Source organism: Flavicella marina, assembly GCF_009193215.1.
GTDB classification, from domain to species: domain Bacteria; phylum Bacteroidota; class Bacteroidia; order Flavobacteriales; family Flavobacteriaceae; genus Flavicella; species Flavicella marina.
Genome location: NZ_VYVA01000006.1, coordinates 41,448 through 57,583, shown reverse-complemented (window position 1 = coordinate 57,583; position 16,136 = coordinate 41,448). Strand labels below are relative to the sequence as shown.

At 34.9% G+C, this 16,136-nt stretch carries 14 protein-coding genes and 2 tRNA genes; 7 read left to right on the top strand and 9 right to left on the bottom strand.

Translation table 11 applies throughout. The features are described from left to right. Positions 1–27: 27 nt before the first annotated feature. From F6P99_RS12085 to F6P99_RS12065, 5 genes are all read left to right on the top strand, one after another. A complete protein-coding gene (locus tag F6P99_RS12085; protein ID WP_152287751.1) occupies positions 28–558 on the top strand; it encodes an AAA family ATPase in 531 nt (176 codons plus the stop codon). Then, the gene (locus tag F6P99_RS12080) at positions 559–2,493 is read left to right on the top strand and encodes a RecQ family ATP-dependent DNA helicase (protein ID WP_317162588.1); all 1,935 of its coding nucleotides are present in this window, start codon (positions 559–561) and stop codon (positions 2,491–2,493) included. Between the two features lie 71 nt (positions 2,494–2,564). Beyond that, complete coding sequence (gene fmt / locus F6P99_RS12075; protein ID WP_152287749.1) at positions 2,565–3,515, top strand: methionyl-tRNA formyltransferase; 951 nt, start codon at positions 2,565–2,567, stop codon at positions 3,513–3,515. Between the two features lie 176 nt (positions 3,516–3,691). Beyond that, on the top strand, positions 3,692–3,964 hold the full coding sequence (locus F6P99_RS12070) for an HU family DNA-binding protein (RefSeq protein WP_152287748.1): 273 nt from the start codon (positions 3,692–3,694) through the stop codon (positions 3,962–3,964). 98 nt (positions 3,965–4,062) lie between these two features. After that, positions 4,063–4,620, top strand: coding sequence for a YqgE/AlgH family protein (locus F6P99_RS12065; RefSeq protein ID WP_152287747.1), 558 nt, complete (start codon positions 4,063–4,065; stop codon positions 4,618–4,620). Between the two features lie 3 nt (positions 4,621–4,623). Here F6P99_RS12065 and F6P99_RS12060 read toward each other — a convergent pair whose 3' ends face one another. Both F6P99_RS12060 and F6P99_RS12055 read right to left on the bottom strand, forming a co-directional pair. Next, the gene (locus tag F6P99_RS12060; RefSeq protein WP_152287746.1) at positions 4,624–5,451 is read right to left on the bottom strand and encodes an aminotransferase class IV; all 828 of its coding nucleotides are present in this window, start codon (positions 5,449–5,451) and stop codon (positions 4,624–4,626) included. A gap of 85 nt (positions 5,452–5,536) precedes the next feature. Further along, entirely contained in the window at positions 5,537–5,917 is a 381-nt protein-coding gene (locus tag F6P99_RS12055; RefSeq protein WP_226913071.1) for an START-like domain-containing protein, read from the bottom strand. A gap of 127 nt (positions 5,918–6,044) precedes the next feature. Between F6P99_RS12055 and F6P99_RS12050 the strand changes: the two genes are divergently transcribed. Then, a tRNA-Met gene (locus tag F6P99_RS12050) sits at positions 6,045–6,118 on the top strand. A gap of 293 nt (positions 6,119–6,411) precedes the next feature. Here the strand turns inward: F6P99_RS12050 and F6P99_RS12045 are convergent. Then, positions 6,412–6,493, bottom strand: a tRNA-Leu gene (locus F6P99_RS12045). A gap of 95 nt (positions 6,494–6,588) precedes the next feature. Here F6P99_RS12045 and F6P99_RS12040 point away from each other — a divergent pair. Continuing rightward, on the top strand, positions 6,589–7,977 hold the full coding sequence (locus F6P99_RS12040) for a dipeptidase (RefSeq protein WP_152287744.1): 1,389 nt from the start codon (positions 6,589–6,591) through the stop codon (positions 7,975–7,977). A gap of 119 nt (positions 7,978–8,096) precedes the next feature. On the opposite strand, the gene F6P99_RS12035 is transcribed toward F6P99_RS12040, so the two are convergent. From F6P99_RS12035 to dnaE, 6 genes are all read right to left on the bottom strand, one after another. Next, entirely contained in the window at positions 8,097–8,825 is a 729-nt protein-coding gene (locus F6P99_RS12035) for an esterase family protein (RefSeq protein ID WP_152287743.1), read from the bottom strand. Between the two features lie 33 nt (positions 8,826–8,858). Next, positions 8,859–9,476, bottom strand: a complete 618-nt coding sequence (locus F6P99_RS12030; RefSeq protein WP_152287742.1) for a GDSL-type esterase/lipase family protein — start codon at positions 9,474–9,476, stop codon at positions 8,859–8,861. 78 nt (positions 9,477–9,554) lie between these two features. Next, the gene (locus tag F6P99_RS12025; protein ID WP_152287741.1) at positions 9,555–9,905 is read right to left on the bottom strand and encodes an MmcQ/YjbR family DNA-binding protein; all 351 of its coding nucleotides are present in this window, start codon (positions 9,903–9,905) and stop codon (positions 9,555–9,557) included. Beyond that, the gene (locus F6P99_RS12020; protein WP_152287740.1) at positions 9,895–10,404 is read right to left on the bottom strand and encodes a DUF2062 domain-containing protein; all 510 of its coding nucleotides are present in this window, start codon (positions 10,402–10,404) and stop codon (positions 9,895–9,897) included. Before F6P99_RS12020 ends, F6P99_RS12025 begins: the two co-directional genes overlap by 11 nt. A 45-nt stretch (positions 10,405–10,449) precedes the next feature. Then, complete coding sequence (gene hemW / locus F6P99_RS12015; protein WP_152287739.1) at positions 10,450–11,577, bottom strand: radical SAM family heme chaperone HemW; 1,128 nt, start codon at positions 11,575–11,577, stop codon at positions 10,450–10,452. Positions 11,578–11,581: 4 nt separating this feature from the next. Then, positions 11,582–16,081 (bottom strand): DNA polymerase III subunit alpha, encoded by a 4,500-nt coding sequence (dnaE, locus tag F6P99_RS12010; protein ID WP_152287738.1) that lies wholly within the window; start codon positions 16,079–16,081, stop codon positions 11,582–11,584. Positions 16,082–16,136 lie beyond the last annotated feature (55 nt).

Below are 16,136 nucleotides of genomic sequence, written 5' to 3'. Positions count from 1 at the left end.
CTTTTCAAAAATCAGTACCTTTGTTTTATGCAACAAAAAATTGTTATCACCGGAGGACCAAGTACAGGAAAATCCACCTTAATCAAAACACTACAACAAGAAGGGTATACATGTATGGATGAAATTTCAAGAGAAGTAATTCTTGAAGCAAGAGCCAAGGGTGTTGAACATTTGTTTCTCTCTTCCCCAATTAAATTCAGTGAAATTTTATTAAACAAACGCATAGATCAATTTCTTCAAGCTGAAAGCAAAACTGATAATCTCGTTTTTTTTGATCGAGGCATTATCGACATTATTGCTTATCTTGATTTTTCGGACACAACACATGATATTGACTTCTCTGAAGTCTTAAATGAGAAAAAATATCAAAAAGTATTTATTTGTCCGCCTTGGAAAGAGATACACACAACTGACAATGAGCGCTATGAGTCATTTGAACAAGCCAAAGACATCCACAAAAACCTTTTAGAGAGTTATAAAAAAGAAGGTTACAACCCAATTGAAATACCATTCGATACTCCTGAAAATCGGGTGAATTTTATTATAAACTCGATTTAAATATTTTACTTTAGTTTAAATTTTACAGCTCTGAAGGATATAAAAAACATATTAAAAACATACTGGGGTCACGATGAATTTCGTCCTCTGCAAGAAGCTATCATTTCAAATGTATTAGAAGGCAATAACTCAGTTGTTCTTCTGCCTACTGGAGGTGGGAAATCAATTTGTTATCAGATTCCTGCTCTTGTGATGGATGGTGTCTGTTTGGTAATTTCTCCACTACTTGCCCTCATGGAAGACCAGGTAGATAATTTGAGGCACAAAAACATCAAAGCTGTAGCCTTGAACCAAGCAATTTCTACTGATGAAACTATTGTATTGTTTGACAACATTCAAAACAATAACATAAAATTCTTGTATTTGTCACCTGAGAAATTTGAATCAGCGCTGATCCAAGAAAAGATAAAACAACTAAACATAAACTTAATTGCAATCGACGAAGCTCATTGCGTTTCTGAATGGGGGCATGATTTTAGACCTTCATACTTAAAATTAAATAAACTTACTGAACTTATACCGTCAACACCTATCATTTCGCTGACAGCAACAGCAACTCCCAAGGTGCTAGACGATATTATTTTGCAATTAGCAATAGAAGCTCCTAAAATTTTCAAAACTTCCTTTGAAAGAAAAAACCTAGCGTATCAATTTTTCGAAGTAGAAGACAAAATTTTTAAAATCAAACAAATACTCACAAAAATTGTTGCACCGACCATTATCTATGTTTCAACCAGAAATGAAACAAAAAAAATAGCCGACCTACTTTCGACTCAAGGTTTTAAAACTACCTATTACCATGGCGGACTAAACCACCAAGCAAAAAAAGAAGCTTATGAAAATTGGTACACAGAAAAGACACCCATAATTATCGCTACCAATGCTTTTGGTATGGGAATCGACAAACCGAATATTCGAGTGGTGATTCACATGAACATCCCTAATAGCATTGAAAACTACATTCAAGAGGCGGGTCGCGCAGGTAGAGACGGGAAAAAAGCTTTTGCTGTAACACTACTAAACAAACAAGACACAGCAGCTTTCGCTAAAAAAATTGAGGAACACTCTGTTGAGATAGGATTTATAAAAAACATATATTTTTCCCTGAACCAATTTTACCAAATTCCATTAGGAGAAACACCCCTAGATGAATTTTCTTTTGACATCAATGCCTTTTGCTCTAAATACGGTTATCCATACAACAAAACCTATCAGGCACTTAAAACTTTATCTACACAAAGCATAGTTTCATTTTCTGAAGGAAAGCAAACAAAAAGTACGATCTCATTTACCACAAGTAGCAATCGAGTTTTAGACTATGCAGACGAACACCCAAACCTCTCAAAATTAGTGACTCATATTTTACGTAGTTATGGAGGTTTGTTTGATACACAAGGTACTATTAACGAATACAACATCGCAAAATCACTTAAAACTGATGTCGCATCGATAATAAACGGACTTATCAGACTTGAAACCGATGAGATTTTGAAATACAATCGAGCAAACAACCATGCGAAAATACGATTTTTAGTACCTAGAGAAGACAACAAAACAATCAATCGCATTGCAAAAAACATTGAGAGCCTCGAAAAAAACAAAGCATTCAAAGCATCAGCAATGATAGAACTGATTGAGAATTCTCAAAAATGCAGAAACAAACAATTGCTAACATATTTCGGCGAAAATAAAAAAGACACTTGTGGTATCTGTGACAGTTGTTTGGAGAAAAAAGGAATTCTAACCAAACGGAATCCAACAATACAAGAACAAATAATAACTATTGTATCAAAAACAAAAGAAATCAGTTCAAGGCAACTCGTTTTGCAATTAAATGAACATCATGAAAAAGAAGTCTTGACAGCTATTGAAGCGCTACTCGAACAAAACAAAATCAAAACAACACCTTATAATAACTACCAAATAATTAAATAAAGTAGTTTGAAAAGAATCGCAACCTATAGATATTTTATATTTGCAGCTGCATACACCTCTATTATTAAAACATGAAAGACTTAAAAATAGTATTTATGGGTACACCTGACTTTGCTGTAGCCATATTGGATCGATTGATAAAAGAAAACCACAATATAGTCGGAGTCATTACAGCTCCAGACAAACCTGCCGGTCGTGGAAGAAAAATAAATGAATCTGCAGTAAAAAAATACGCAGTACAAAACAACCTCAAACTATTACAACCAACAAATTTAAAAGACCCTCTATTTATAGAAGAGTTAAAATCACTAGAAGCGAACCTTCAAATTATTGTCGCTTTTAGAATGTTACCAGAGGTCGTTTGGAACATGCCTGAGTTAGGTACATTTAACTTACACGCATCTTTGTTGCCTGATTATAGAGGAGCTGCACCAATCAATTGGGCCATTATCAATGGTGAAGAAAAAACTGGGGTATCCACATTTTTCTTAGATGATAAAATTGACACAGGAGAAATAATCTTACAAAAAGAAACTACCATTGCTGAAAATGAAACTGTAGGTGTACTTCACGACAAATTAATGCATTTAGGTAGTGATTTGGTAATTGAAACTTTAGACCTCATCAAAAACGATTCAGTCATTACCAGCACTCAACCAGAAAAAGTAGCAAAATCAGCATACAAAATTCACACCTCAACTTGTCAAATAGATTGGTCAGACACATTAGAAAACATATACAATCTCATCAGAGGTCTAAATCCATATCCAGCTGCATGGAGTAATTTTATCACCTCGAACAAAGAGTCAAAACTAAAAATATTTGATGTAGAAAAAGAAATAGCTGAGCACAAGTATGAAATCGGAAAAATAATTGCAACAAAAAAAACGATGAAAGTTGCAGTAAAAAATGGTTTCTTACATATACATTCTCTGCAGATTTCAGGTAAAAAAAGAATGGATATTGCTAGTCTTCTCAATGGTTTTAGCTTTGGAGACGATGCAATGATGCTTCAAAACTGATAAAAAAACAAGGAAACAACGTAATTTTTACGCTTGTTATTAACAATTAACAGTGTTTTATTAACAAAATAGGGGGTTTTCACTGATAAGACTTGCACGAACCCTTATTCCTGCTATATTTGTTAAGAGAATAACAAAATAAAGAAACCAATTTTTTAATTTTTAAAACTATAATTATGAACAAATCAGAATTAATTAGTGAAATGGCTGCTGACGCAGGAATCTCTAAAGCAGCTGCTAAGGCAGCATTAGAATCTTTTACAGGTAATGTTACTAAAACTTTAAAAGGTGGAGGTAAAGTTGCTTTAGTAGGATGGGGTACTTGGTCTGTTTCTAAAAGAGAAGCAAGAGAAGGTAGAAACCCTCAGACAGGAGCTACTATTCAAATCGCTGCTAAAAACATTGTTAAGTTTAAAGCAGGAGCTGGATTAAGTGATTCAGTAAACTAATTAGTAGTATATACTTATTCAAAACTTCCTTGGTTCAAACCAAGGAAGTTTTTTTTTATAGCTATATTTTGTATATTGAATAGCAAAACCAAGCAACAATGATGTCATTAGCACCTCATAAAGGTAGATTATTAGTAGCTGAGCCCTCTATTTTAAATGACAGCTCGTTCAATAGGTCGGTAATCTTACTTACCGAACACACACCTGAAAACTCAATAGGTTTTATTTTAAACAAACCACTGTCTTATACATTAAACGACCTAATACCAGAGATAGATTGTGATTTTACAATATATCAAGGAGGACCGGTTGAACAAGACAACCTATATTTTATTCATCAAATTCCAGAACACATCCCAAATAGTATAGAAGTTGGAAATGGTATATTTTGGGGTGGTAATTTTGAATCATTGACCGACTTGCTCAACGATAACAAAATTGACAGTAGCAGTATTCGTTTTTTTTTAGGATACTCTGGTTGGTCACAAAATCAACTCGCGGAAGAATTAGGATCTAACTCATGGTTCTGCATAGAAAACAGTTATGCCAATATTTTAAAAGAAGAAAACAACTCTTTTTGGAAAAACCATCTGCTTGAATTGGGGGGTAAATATAAACTATGGGCCAATGCTCCCTCTGATCCAAAACTAAATTAACCTTTATTTAGCAGGCAATTCTAAAAATAATTTCCTCAATTGATTCCCAATTTTAGTATCAAAAGATTTTTTACGATACTTTGTTACTGGCTGGACTCCAACGATAGCATTGGTAACAAAAACCTCATCTGACTTTTGTAAATCAAAAGGAGAAATAGATGTTTCTTCAAATTTAAATGATGCGTCTTTCTCTAATATTTCAATTATTTTTTTTCTAGCAACACCTTTGATACATCCATCTAGTAATTTTGGTGTTCGAATCACATCACCTTTTACTAAAAAAATATTTGCATTTGCAGTTTCCACAATTTTCTTATCCTCGTTTATCAAAACACAGGCGTCGTATTCATTTTCTTTTGCATAAATACTAGCAACAACATTCAACAACCTGTTTGAAGACTTTAATGTAGACAACAAACCAGAATTGACATAATGGTCTTTATAAATATCAATCACATAAGAATCTTTAACAGGACTCATTACTTCTGAAGCCTCAATTAAAAATTCTATCTCATTAGAATTAGGAGTATACAAACCGCCTTCTTTACGATATACAGTACATTTTACTCTAGACACATTTGCCTCTCCCACCAATTTAATCAAATTCGAAATTTGTTTCTCAAAATAATCCAAAGTAAAGGCCATCGGAATCTCCATACGAATCATCCTCATTGAAGCCATCAATCTAAAATAGTGATCTTCTAAAAAATAAATCTCACCATTTACAATTCGAATCGTTTCAAACAACGAATCTCCATATGCAAACCCCCTGTTGTTTTTTGACAAATGAAAAGATTCTTTTTCTATAAGTGCTCCGTTATAATTTACCATCTCTCGAAAAATTTAGCGACAAATTTAATCAAAAAAAACGCCTTGAACACAGGTTCAAGGCGTTAATTATTCTAGGTTTAATTTTCTATGCTCCGATAGTATGCTTTAATTCACTTATTTGATTTTCCCAAAGCATTTTAGCTTCATCCATTTCATCTTCGTAGGCAAAATCCGTAATAATTAAAGAAACGTCTTTAGTAATGGCATCAATCTGAATTTTAAATTCAAAATACGAATCTGGATCCTCATCATCTACCCATTTATACCTCGTTTTCTCATCTGTTTTATCAGATAATAATTTAGCCTGCTCTTCTGCCCCATCCCAGATAAATGTATACATAACACCTCTAGAATTCACATTATCAGCAAACCACTCTCCTAATGCAGATGGCGATGAAAAATACTGATACAACATGTTCGGTGAAGCATGTATTGGAAACTCTAACTCATATTTAATTTTACTCATAATTCCTAAGTCTTGTGGTCACAATGTATGTAATATTTTCAATAAAAAAAAATTATTCTGAAGTGCTATATTTTTTTATTTTTTACTTGCGAAAAGTCAAATTTATTATATATTTGCACCCGCAAAAGGCGTGGTAGCTCAGATGGTTAGAGCGTCGGATTCATAACCCGGAGGTCAGCAGTTCAATTCTGCTTCACGCTACTAAAAAAGCTTCTAATTTTATTAGAAGCTTTTTTTATTTCTCTCAAAATCAAACTTACCTCGTTGTACCGCATTACAACTCAAAGAAAATCAACCAATTCAAATCAAGGCAACCAAAACAAGTAAGAAAACAACCTATTTCTAAGCTTAAATACGAAGCAAAAAACTGAAATAATAATATTTAGATTTTTAAATATGCATCCGCAGAGACTACCCCTTTGACGTGTTCGAAATAAACTTTTTCGCACATCGTACAAATAAAAAAAGCTCTAGCAAATGCAAGAGCTTTTCTGTGCGGGCGGAGAGACTCGAACTCTCACGCCGTGAAGCACTAGATCCTAAGTCTAGCGTGTCTACCAATTCCACCACGCCCGCTTTTAAATTGTGATTGCAAATATACACAATACTCCCAAACTGCAAAGCAGTTATTTTCTTTTTTCTTATTTTTGAGAAACATTTTTTTCATCGCTATGAACAACGCAAAACAATACATTGAAAATCATAAAGATAGATTTCTATCAGAACTCTTTACAATTCTCAAACATCCTTCAATTAGTGCAGACACAGCCTTTACACAAGACGTTTTAGACACTGCAGAGTTGATCAAAAAAAACTTATCCGATGCAGGTTGTGACGCAACAGAAGTATTTGACACCCCGGGATATCCAGTTGTTTATGGCGAAAAAATAATAGATCCAAACCTACCAACTGTTTTGGTATACGGTCATTATGATGTACAGCCAGCCGACCCAATTCATCTATGGAACTCCCCTCCGTTTGAACCAATAATACTCCCAACTGACACACATCCTGATGGTGCCATTTTTGCACGAGGTGCTTCTGATGACAAAGGGCAAATGTTTATGCACATAAAAGCATTTGAATTCATGGTTCAAAACGAGTCGCTACCTTGTAATGTAAAATTCATGATTGAAGGAGAAGAAGAGATTGGTTCTCCCAGTTTAGAATGGTTCGTAAAAGAATACAAAGACAAACTAAAAAACGATATCATCCTAATTTCTGATACAGGTATGATTTCTAACTCCCAACCTTCGATCACAACAGGCCTTAGAGGTCTATCATACATGGAAGTTACCGTTACTGGGCCAAACCGAGACTTGCATTCTGGCTTGTATGGTGGTGCTGTGGCCAACCCGATCAACATTCTCAGTCAGTTAATTTCAAAACTACAAGATGAAAACAATAAAATAACAATTCCAGGTTTTTACAATAACGTTGAAGAACTTTCAATGGAAGAAAGAGCCGAAATGGCGAAAGCGCCTTTTTCTATAGATGACTACAAAAACGCTCTCGAAATTACTGATGTGCATGGCGAAAAAGGCTACTCGACCAACGAAAGAAACTCTATCCGACCAACATTAGATGTAAACGGAATTTGGGGTGGATATACTGGAGAAGGAGCAAAAACAGTAATTCCATCAAAAGCGCATGCAAAAATCTCAATGCGACTTGTTCCTGGTCAAAACCATGAAGAAATATCAGAATTGTTCGCACAGTATATCAAAAAAATCGCTCCACAATCGGTAAAAGTCGATGTAACTTCTCACCATGGCGGACATCCCTATGTTACACCAATCGACAGTATCGGTTATCAAGCCGCAAAAAAAGCATACCAAGCAACATTTAGCACGAGTCCAATTCCACAACGTTCCGGAGGAAGCATTCCGATTGTAGCCTTATTCGAAAATGAATTGAAAAGTAAATCTATACTCATGGGCTTTGGTCTAGATAGCGATGCTATCCACTCACCAAACGAACATTTCGGAGTATTTAATTTCTTGAAAGGAATAGAAACCATCCCTTTATTTTATAAATATTACACAGAGTTATCTCTATAATTTTTTTTTAGGCATTCCCTAAAAGTCGCGCTATCTGCTGTATCTTCTTGCATTTATCTAAGGTGTCTGTTTCGAAATTTCGAATAAATCAAAAAGGATGTCGCTACTATCGCTAATGCTTAGATGTATAACTTCACCATTTCTCGCCAATAACGAGCTTTATGTGCTTCTTCATTCCACTCGTATAGTTTATGAGAAACTCCTTTCGAGTTGAGAATTCCACTCAACAAAAAATTACTAGCTAAAAACAAATCTTCTTTACCGATAGCTAAAATAATATCCAAACGCTTTAATTCTTTCAATAAAAAAGGATCCGTAAGGTTTTTCAAATATTGATTGGGCATATGGAAATACACATCTGTATCGTGATACCCACTTAGCAAATCTTGAAAGTATCCTTTCGACTCAGTCAAATCGTATCGACCACTCATTCCAACAACTTTACAAAACAAATGCGGATGACGCATCGCTATATTAACAGCATGATAAGCCCCTAAACTACATCCAGCAGAAATCAAATGCGGATTCGAATTAATTTCTTTTGTTAAGGGAACCACTTCTCGAATGATATATTTTTCATATTGAGAATGCCGAAATATACGATAACCTGGATGACTAAAATTATTATAAAAAGACTCTTCATCAACACTATCTACACAAAACACCTGAAGATGACCTGCGTTAATTTTATCACTCAATGCTTCGACAACATGCCAATTCTCATAATCATAAAAACGACCCATTCGCGGTGGAAAAAAAATAACTCTAGCTCCCCCATGACCAAACACCAAAAGTTCCATATCTTTTTCTAAATTCGGACTGAACCATTTATGGTATGTTCGTTTCATAAACTTAGTCTTTTGGTTATTTGGCAAATAAAATCACATTTTAACAAGAATCTTTTCAGGAAAAATTTCTTTGTGTTTTTTTAAAATCTGTTCCCATAATCGATAGCCTTTTTTACTCAAATGCAAGCCATCCTCAACAAAATATTCTCCTTTCGGATATCCATTTTCATCTAACATTGCATCATAGATATTCACATAATGAAAATTCGGATCTTTCAGGCAAATTTCTTTAATATTACTATTCGTATAACGAATACTCCCTGACAAATACCACCTACTTATACTAGGTTTTATCGAAATATAACTACAGGGTATATCTCCGTACTTCTCTCTTATTTTTAATAATAAATTCTCGAAAAACAACACAACCTCCTCAGGATGTCTTTGATCACCCAAATCGTTGTCTCCTGCATAAATAACAATCGCTTCCGGCTTTTTAATGTTTTCAAACACGCGCTCAAAAAACCAAGTACAAGCCCCTAACGTAGAACCTCCAAAACCTAAATTTACCGGTTTATAATCTTTATAGGTTTGTACCAATCCTTCCCATAATCTAATAGAAGAACTACCGTAAAAAACCAACTTTGGATCGTATTCTAATGCATTTATTTCTTTCTCTAATCTTTCTAAATCTTCATGGTACCAAAACACAATCCCCTCCTTTTATAATTATCTTTTAAAAGTATAAAAAACATTGTAATCTAAGCCAACAATTCAATAAACTAATATTTATAATTTCAACTCAGTCCTAAGCTTTTTTGTAAGACTTTTTAACACTAACTCATAAGAGTCGTCAATCATTTTTTTCACTAGTTCATCTGACAATTCTGAATACTGAACAGTAATCCAATGTTTTTTGTTCATATGATAGCCTGGCGTGATTTCAGGGTACTCTTCTTGTAGATCCAAAGAAAGGTCTGGATCACATTTTAAATTCACAGACGGTGGATACATTTCCAGCCCTGTTAACGCAAACATTTTATTCGCAACTTTAAAAACAAGTGTTTTTTCATCAAAAGGAAATCCTTCTGTCACATGAGCCTTAGAAAGACAGTATGTTCTTAACTCTTCAATGTTCATTTTTTATTTCTAAGTTAGCCAATTCATCTTTAAAAACAACTGTTTGTCTCTTCTTTCCATATATTTTCAAAAACATCTTCAAACCATAAAAAACGAGCACACTGAAGGGTACTGCCAAAAGCAACCAACCAACAATTGCATAAAAAATTTCATTTGAAACTATATGAAACGTTTCAATAATCCCCCTATCTAAACTAATCGTAAAAAACTCAGAAGACAACAAATGAGATTCGATTCCAAAAACAGAAACCCCAAATTTCAAAAAAGGCACAAACAGCATAAAACGCAAAGGCTCTAAAAGGAAATTCAACGCAATCATTAAGGGTAAATTCAGACGAAGCGGTATCGTCAAAGCACTCAGCACCAAAATTGTAAACCCATAAAAAGGGAACAAGGTCATCAACAAAGTTAATGAACAACTCAAAGCCAATTGATGAGGCGTCAAACTACCTTTAAAAGTAGTTTTAATTTTCTGAATATTTCGTTTTAAATAATTCATCTCAATTTTAACTATTGAGTCAAAAAAAATAATTTTTCTTACAAACTAATTTACATAAAACAACTCTGATGCAATGCCATCTGCTAAAAACTTACCTTTTTGTGTTGTTTTTAATTTCCCTTCAAAAACTTCTAAGGTGTTATTTTCTATAAATGGATTTGATGCCCGTTTTAAATGATCTAAATACTCACCACCATACTCAATTTCAATATTATTTAAATCAACACCAAAAACAGTTCTCAAACCTATCATGACACTTTCATTAAATCGATCTTGAACACTTAAGTTTTCAACCTCTAGACAACTTTTATTGTTTTCAATAGCTTTGATATACTGAGAATTGTTTGCAACATTCCAATACCTATTTCCTTTATAATATGAATGAGCAGAGGGTCCGACCCCTAAATAACTTTTCCCTAGCCAATAAGAAGTATTATGCATAGAAAAATAGTTCGGTTTTCCAAAGTTGGATATTTCATAATGTACAAATCCTTTTTCCTCTGCCACATCTACAAGGGTTGTAAAATGAGACAAAGCCAACTCTTCATCTACCGGCGGATACTTTTTATTCTTGATAAAACTTGCCAAAGCAGTTTTATCTTCAACCGTTAGAGCATAACAAGATATATGATGAATATTTAAGTTAAAAACCGTTGTGAGGTTTTCGAGCCATTTTTCATTGGTCAATCCTGGTATTCCATAAATTAAATCTACAGTAATATTATCAAAATACCTTGCAGCAAGTTGCAAACACGACAAGGCTTCGTTTGCATTATGAGCACGATTCATCATCTGTAAATCTTCTTCAATAAAAGATTGCACACCGATACTCAATCTATTGATTTTTGATTCGGATAACTCAATTATTTTTTCTTTTGTTAAATCATCGGGATTGGCCTCTAGTGTAATTTCTAAAGAAGTACTCAAAGAAAAGTTTTCTTGAATAACAGCTAGTATCTTATCTATTTCGGTCTGATTTAACAAACTAGGTGTTCCGCCTCCGAAATATATCGTTTCCACAACTTCGTTTTGTAAAACTGAAGCACGTAACAACAACTCTTTTTGAATCGCTACTAACATTCTTTCCTTGTACTTCAAAGAAGTTGAAAAATGAAAATCGCAATAATGACAAGCCTGCTTGCAAAAAGGAATATGGATATAGATACCCGCCATAAATTTAATTTATTTTATAACGAATCTGTTCTTTTTCCATCCTATTAAAAAACTCTGTAGAAGCATTTATTTTCATTCCTCTACTCGGCATAGTCAATTCTATTTTTTCTTTTTGTTCACGAATTGTAAAACTCAATTTTTGTTTCCCTGCGATAGAATAATCTGCCAGTATCTCGTACAATTCACTCACTTTGGCTTCTGAGATTTCGTTTGAATCTAGATGTATGGTTATTTTCTCGCACTTTTCATCCATCACATCATGCAATAACATAAAGTTTGTAAATTTCAAACGAGGTTCTCCTTGAACTCCGGTTTCTTTATTCGTCCAACCCGCTTGTACAATCACATTCACATACAAGAATGTATTCTCAGTTAAAAAAGGTCTGAATTGCAAATATTCATTTCCAAAAATTCTAAATTCATGACTATCTCCATAATCTTCTAACACAAAAGTAGCCCATCCTTTTCCCATTTTAGAAACACGATGTTCAACTCCTGTTAGAATTGCACCAATATTTAATTTATGTCCTACATACTTGTTCAAATCTTCTTTAAACGCTCCCAAAGTAGTATTACAAAAACGCATTTCATTTTTAAAGTCATCCAATGGATGTGCAGAAATATACATACCTGTAACCTCTTTTTCCCTAGCTAACAATTCCATTGTACCCCATGTTTCACAACCTGGAATATCAGGTTCTGGAAATGTCACAGCTGAAGCCTCTCCAAACAACGAAACCTGAGAAGAATTTTGACTTTCTTGGTATTTACTTCCAAACTTCAAAGAACGTTCTAAAAAGGTGGATCCTTTTTCATCTAACACATAATACTGAGCACGATGTGTATCGGTAAAAGAGTCGAAACCACCAGCTAAAATCAATCCTTCAACTGCTTTTTTACCTGCAACTCTTAAATCTATTCGCTTGACAACATCAAATATTGAAGTAAACTTACCATTCTCTTTTCGCTCTCTTATGATCTCTTCTACAGCAGCACCACCCACTCCTTTGATAGCTCCCATTCCGAATCGAATAGCTCCTTCTTCATTTACAGAGAATTTCAAATACGATTCATTGATATCTGGCCCTAGCACTTTGATTCCCGCTCTCTTGCATTCTTCCATAAAAAAGGCAACCTGCTTGATATCGTTCATATTATTCGAAAGCACTGCAGCCATGTATTCGGCAGGGTAGTGAGCTTTTAAATAAGCTGTTTGGTATGCGATCCACGCATAGCATGTAGAGTGCGATTTATTAAAGGCATACGATGCAAACGCCTCCCAATCTTTCCAAATTTTTTCTAACGCTTTTTCATCATGCCCTTTTTCCATCGCCTGACTCACAAACAATGGTTTCATTTTTGCTAGCACGGCAATTTGCTTTTTACCCATTGCCTTACGCAACGTATCGGCTTGACCTTTTGTAAAACCAGCCAAATCTTGAGAAAGCAACATCACCTGCTCTTGATAGACCGTAATCCCATAAGTTTCGGCTAATCGTGCCTTGTATTCCTCTGCCGGTAAATCGTAAATAATTTCTTCAATACCATGCTTTCTATTGATAAAACTTGGTATATATTCAAGAGGACCAGGTCTATACAAAGCATTCATCGCAATCAAATCTGCAAAAACCGTTGGTTTCAGTTCACGCATGTATTTTTGCATCCCTGGAGACTCGTATTGGAAAATACCAACTGTCTCTCCTCTTTGAAAAAGCTCATAGGTTTTTACATCATCTATCGGAAATGACTCAGGATCTAAGTCTACATTATGACGCGCTTTTACTATTTTACATGTATGTTTAATTAATGTAAGGGTCTTCAACCCTAGGAAGTCCATTTTCAACAACCCAGCGTTCTCTACGACTGAATTGTCAAATTGTGTAACATACATGTCTGAGTCTTTTGCCACAGAAACCGGCACATATTTGGTAATATCATCTGGAGTAATAATGACACCACAAGCATGAATCCCAGTATTTCTAACAGATCCTTCTAAAATCCTAGCTTTGTTTACTGTTTCAGCAGTCAAATCCGCCCCATCTGCAATACGCTTGAGCTCATTCACCATCTCCATTTCCTCCGAACGCAGTTTATCAGCCAAAGCTTTATCATCCAAACCGAAAATCTTTTTCAGTTTCATACCCGGAATCAATTTTGCCACCCTATCTGCTTCATACAAGGGCAAATCTAACACACGCGCCGTATCACGAATAGAAGATTTCGCAGCCATGGTACCATAGGTAATAATTTGCGCTACTTGATTGGCTCCGTATTTATCGATCACATAATCAATCACACGTCCACGACCCTCGTCATCAAAATCAATATCAATATCGGGCATTGATATACGTTCTGGATTTAAGAAACGCTCAAAAAGCAAATCGTATTTGATTGGGTCAATATTTGTGATCCACAAACAGTAAGCAGCTACAGAACCAGCTGCAGAACCACGACCGGGACCAACCGAAACGCCCATCTCACGTGCTGCTCGAATAAAATCTTCTACAATCAAAAAGTAACCAGGATACCCTGTCTTCTCAATTACATCGAGCTCCAGATCCAATCGATCTTTTATTTCTGGCGTTATTTCTCCATACCTTTTTTTGGCTCCTTCATAAACTAAATGTGCCAAAAAGTTATTCTCACCTCTTTTACCTCCATCTTCTAGATCTTTAGAATCTTGAAACTGTTCTGGAATGTCAAAAGCAGGCAACAATACATCACTAGCAAGGGTAAAAGGTGTGATCTTATCGACTAATTCTTGAATATTGGTAATTGCCTCAGGAATATCTGCAAACAACTCCTTCATCTCATCCGGCGACTTGAAGTAATATTCATCGTTTGGAAGACCAAAACGATACCCTCTACCTCTTCCCTTAGGTGTTGCTTGTTTCTCACCATCCTTTACACATAATAAAATATCATGTGCATTGGCATCTTCTTTGTTTATATAGAACGTGTTATTGGTAGCAACTGTTTTTACATTGTGTTTCTCTGCGAACTGCAACAACACTTTGTTCACTACATTTTCATCTTCCTGGCCATGGCGCATCAATTCAATATACAAATCGTCTCCGAATTGTTCTTTCCACCAAACCAATGCTTCTTCGGCTTGCTTTTCTCCTATATTCAAAATTTTACTAGGCACTTCACCATAGAGACTACCAGTTAGAACAATAACGTCTTCTTTGTATTTCTCAATAACCTCTCTATCGATTCGTGGTACGTAATAAAACCCATCGACAAAAGCGATGGAAGACATTTTTGCTAAATTCTGATAACCATTTCTATTCTTTGCAAGTAATACCGCTTGATAACCATTGTCTTTTTGAGACTTATCTAAGTGATTTTTACAAACATTAAATTCGCAACCCACAATCGGTACTAGCTCCTTTCCTTCAAAAACCTCTCCAGCTTCTTCAGCTGCCGCTATTTTTTCTTTGATTCCTTTGTTATATCCAGCTACCGCATTTGTAAAATGAAACGCTGCCATCATATTTGCAGTATCAGTCATTGCAACAGCAGACATATTGTGCTTACCTGCTGTGTTTACAAGTGCTCCAATCTCAATAGTAGATTGCAGAATTGAATATTGCGTATGGTTATGTAAATGACCAAAAGAAACTTCTTTTAATTTTTCTAAACTCTCTTTTACATCAACTCCTTTTCCTTTTGCTCCTTCTTGTTTCGATTGACGTTTGCGTATTTTATCGCTTTCTTGTTTGAGGTTCAAGTGCTTTAACCCAATTACTTCAATCGGATTTGGATTCACAGTTTTGAACTCTGTGAAATACTCTGGAGAAACATCGAGTTGTTCTTTTGTGAATCGTTGTTTACGAATCAATTCAAAAAAGCATCGCGTTGTAGCTTCAACATCTGCTGTGGCATTATGCGCCTCACCAAAACCAACACCAAATAAATACTCGTGTAATTCAGTTAAAGTTGGTAATTTAAATTTACCTCCTCTACCTCCTGGTATTTGACACATTGCTGCGGTTATCTCAGTACAAGTATCTAAGATACCTAAACGATTTTTATCTTGATCGTTTAGATCGTCTATAGACATTGTTCTATTGGCCGGAGATTTTGTAGAAAAATCATACTCATCAAGGTTGAATGAGTCAAATTCAAACGCTTTAAAATTAGGTTGTATTCCGGCACGAATAAATTCAGCTCCCATGATATTTACATCAAAAGTCACATTTTGCCCTACCAAAAACTTAGTTTGTGCTAAAACCTTGTTAAAACGACTTAAACCCTCTTTTAGAGAAATACCTTGCTCTTCTGCCAATTCGGTAGATATACCATGTATTTTTTCTGAATCAAACGGAATATTAAATCCATCAGGCTGAACCATAAAATTATCGTGTTCAATCACCTGCCCCATATCATCATGGAGCTGCCAAGCTATTTGAATACATCTAGGCCAGTTTTCAAGATCGGTCATAGGAGCCTTGTAACTCTTTGGTAAACCGGTAGTTTCAGTGTCAAATATCAAATACATAGAAAAATACTGTGTGTGCTTTTTAGAATGTTTAAAAGTACAAATAATTCAAAGT

What these genes read in the sequence shown, in the direction of transcription:
- F6P99_RS12085 (WP_152287751.1), top strand. Translation starts at nt 28, where the DNA reads ATGCAACAAAAAATTGTTATCACCGGAGGACCAAGTACAGGAAAATCC.
- fmt (WP_152287749.1), top strand. Translation starts at nt 2,565, where the DNA reads ATGAAAGACTTAAAAATAGTATTTATGGGTACACCTGACTTTGCTGTA.
- F6P99_RS12070 (WP_152287748.1), top strand. Translation starts at nt 3,692, where the DNA reads ATGAACAAATCAGAATTAATTAGTGAAATGGCTGCTGACGCAGGAATC.
- F6P99_RS12065 (WP_152287747.1), top strand. Translation starts at nt 4,063, where the DNA reads ATGATGTCATTAGCACCTCATAAAGGTAGATTATTAGTAGCTGAGCCC.
- F6P99_RS12060 (WP_152287746.1), bottom strand. Translation starts at nt 5,451, where the DNA reads ATGGTAAATTATAACGGAGCACTTATAGAAAAAGAATCTTTTCATTTG.
- F6P99_RS12055 (WP_226913071.1), bottom strand. Translation starts at nt 5,917, where the DNA reads ATGAGTAAAATTAAATATGAGTTAGAGTTTCCAATACATGCTTCACCG.
- F6P99_RS12040 (WP_152287744.1), top strand. Translation starts at nt 6,589, where the DNA reads ATGAACAACGCAAAACAATACATTGAAAATCATAAAGATAGATTTCTA.
- F6P99_RS12035 (WP_152287743.1), bottom strand. Translation starts at nt 8,825, where the DNA reads ATGAAACGAACATACCATAAATGGTTCAGTCCGAATTTAGAAAAAGAT.
- F6P99_RS12025 (WP_152287741.1), bottom strand. Translation starts at nt 9,905, where the DNA reads ATGAACATTGAAGAGTTAAGAACATACTGTCTTTCTAAGGCTCATGTG.
- F6P99_RS12020 (WP_152287740.1), bottom strand. Translation starts at nt 10,404, where the DNA reads ATGAATTATTTAAAACGAAATATTCAGAAAATTAAAACTACTTTTAAA.
- hemW (WP_152287739.1), bottom strand. Translation starts at nt 11,577, where the DNA reads ATGGCGGGTATCTATATCCATATTCCTTTTTGCAAGCAGGCTTGTCAT.
- dnaE (WP_152287738.1), bottom strand. Translation starts at nt 16,081, where the DNA reads ATGTATTTGATATTTGACACTGAAACTACCGGTTTACCAAAGAGTTAC.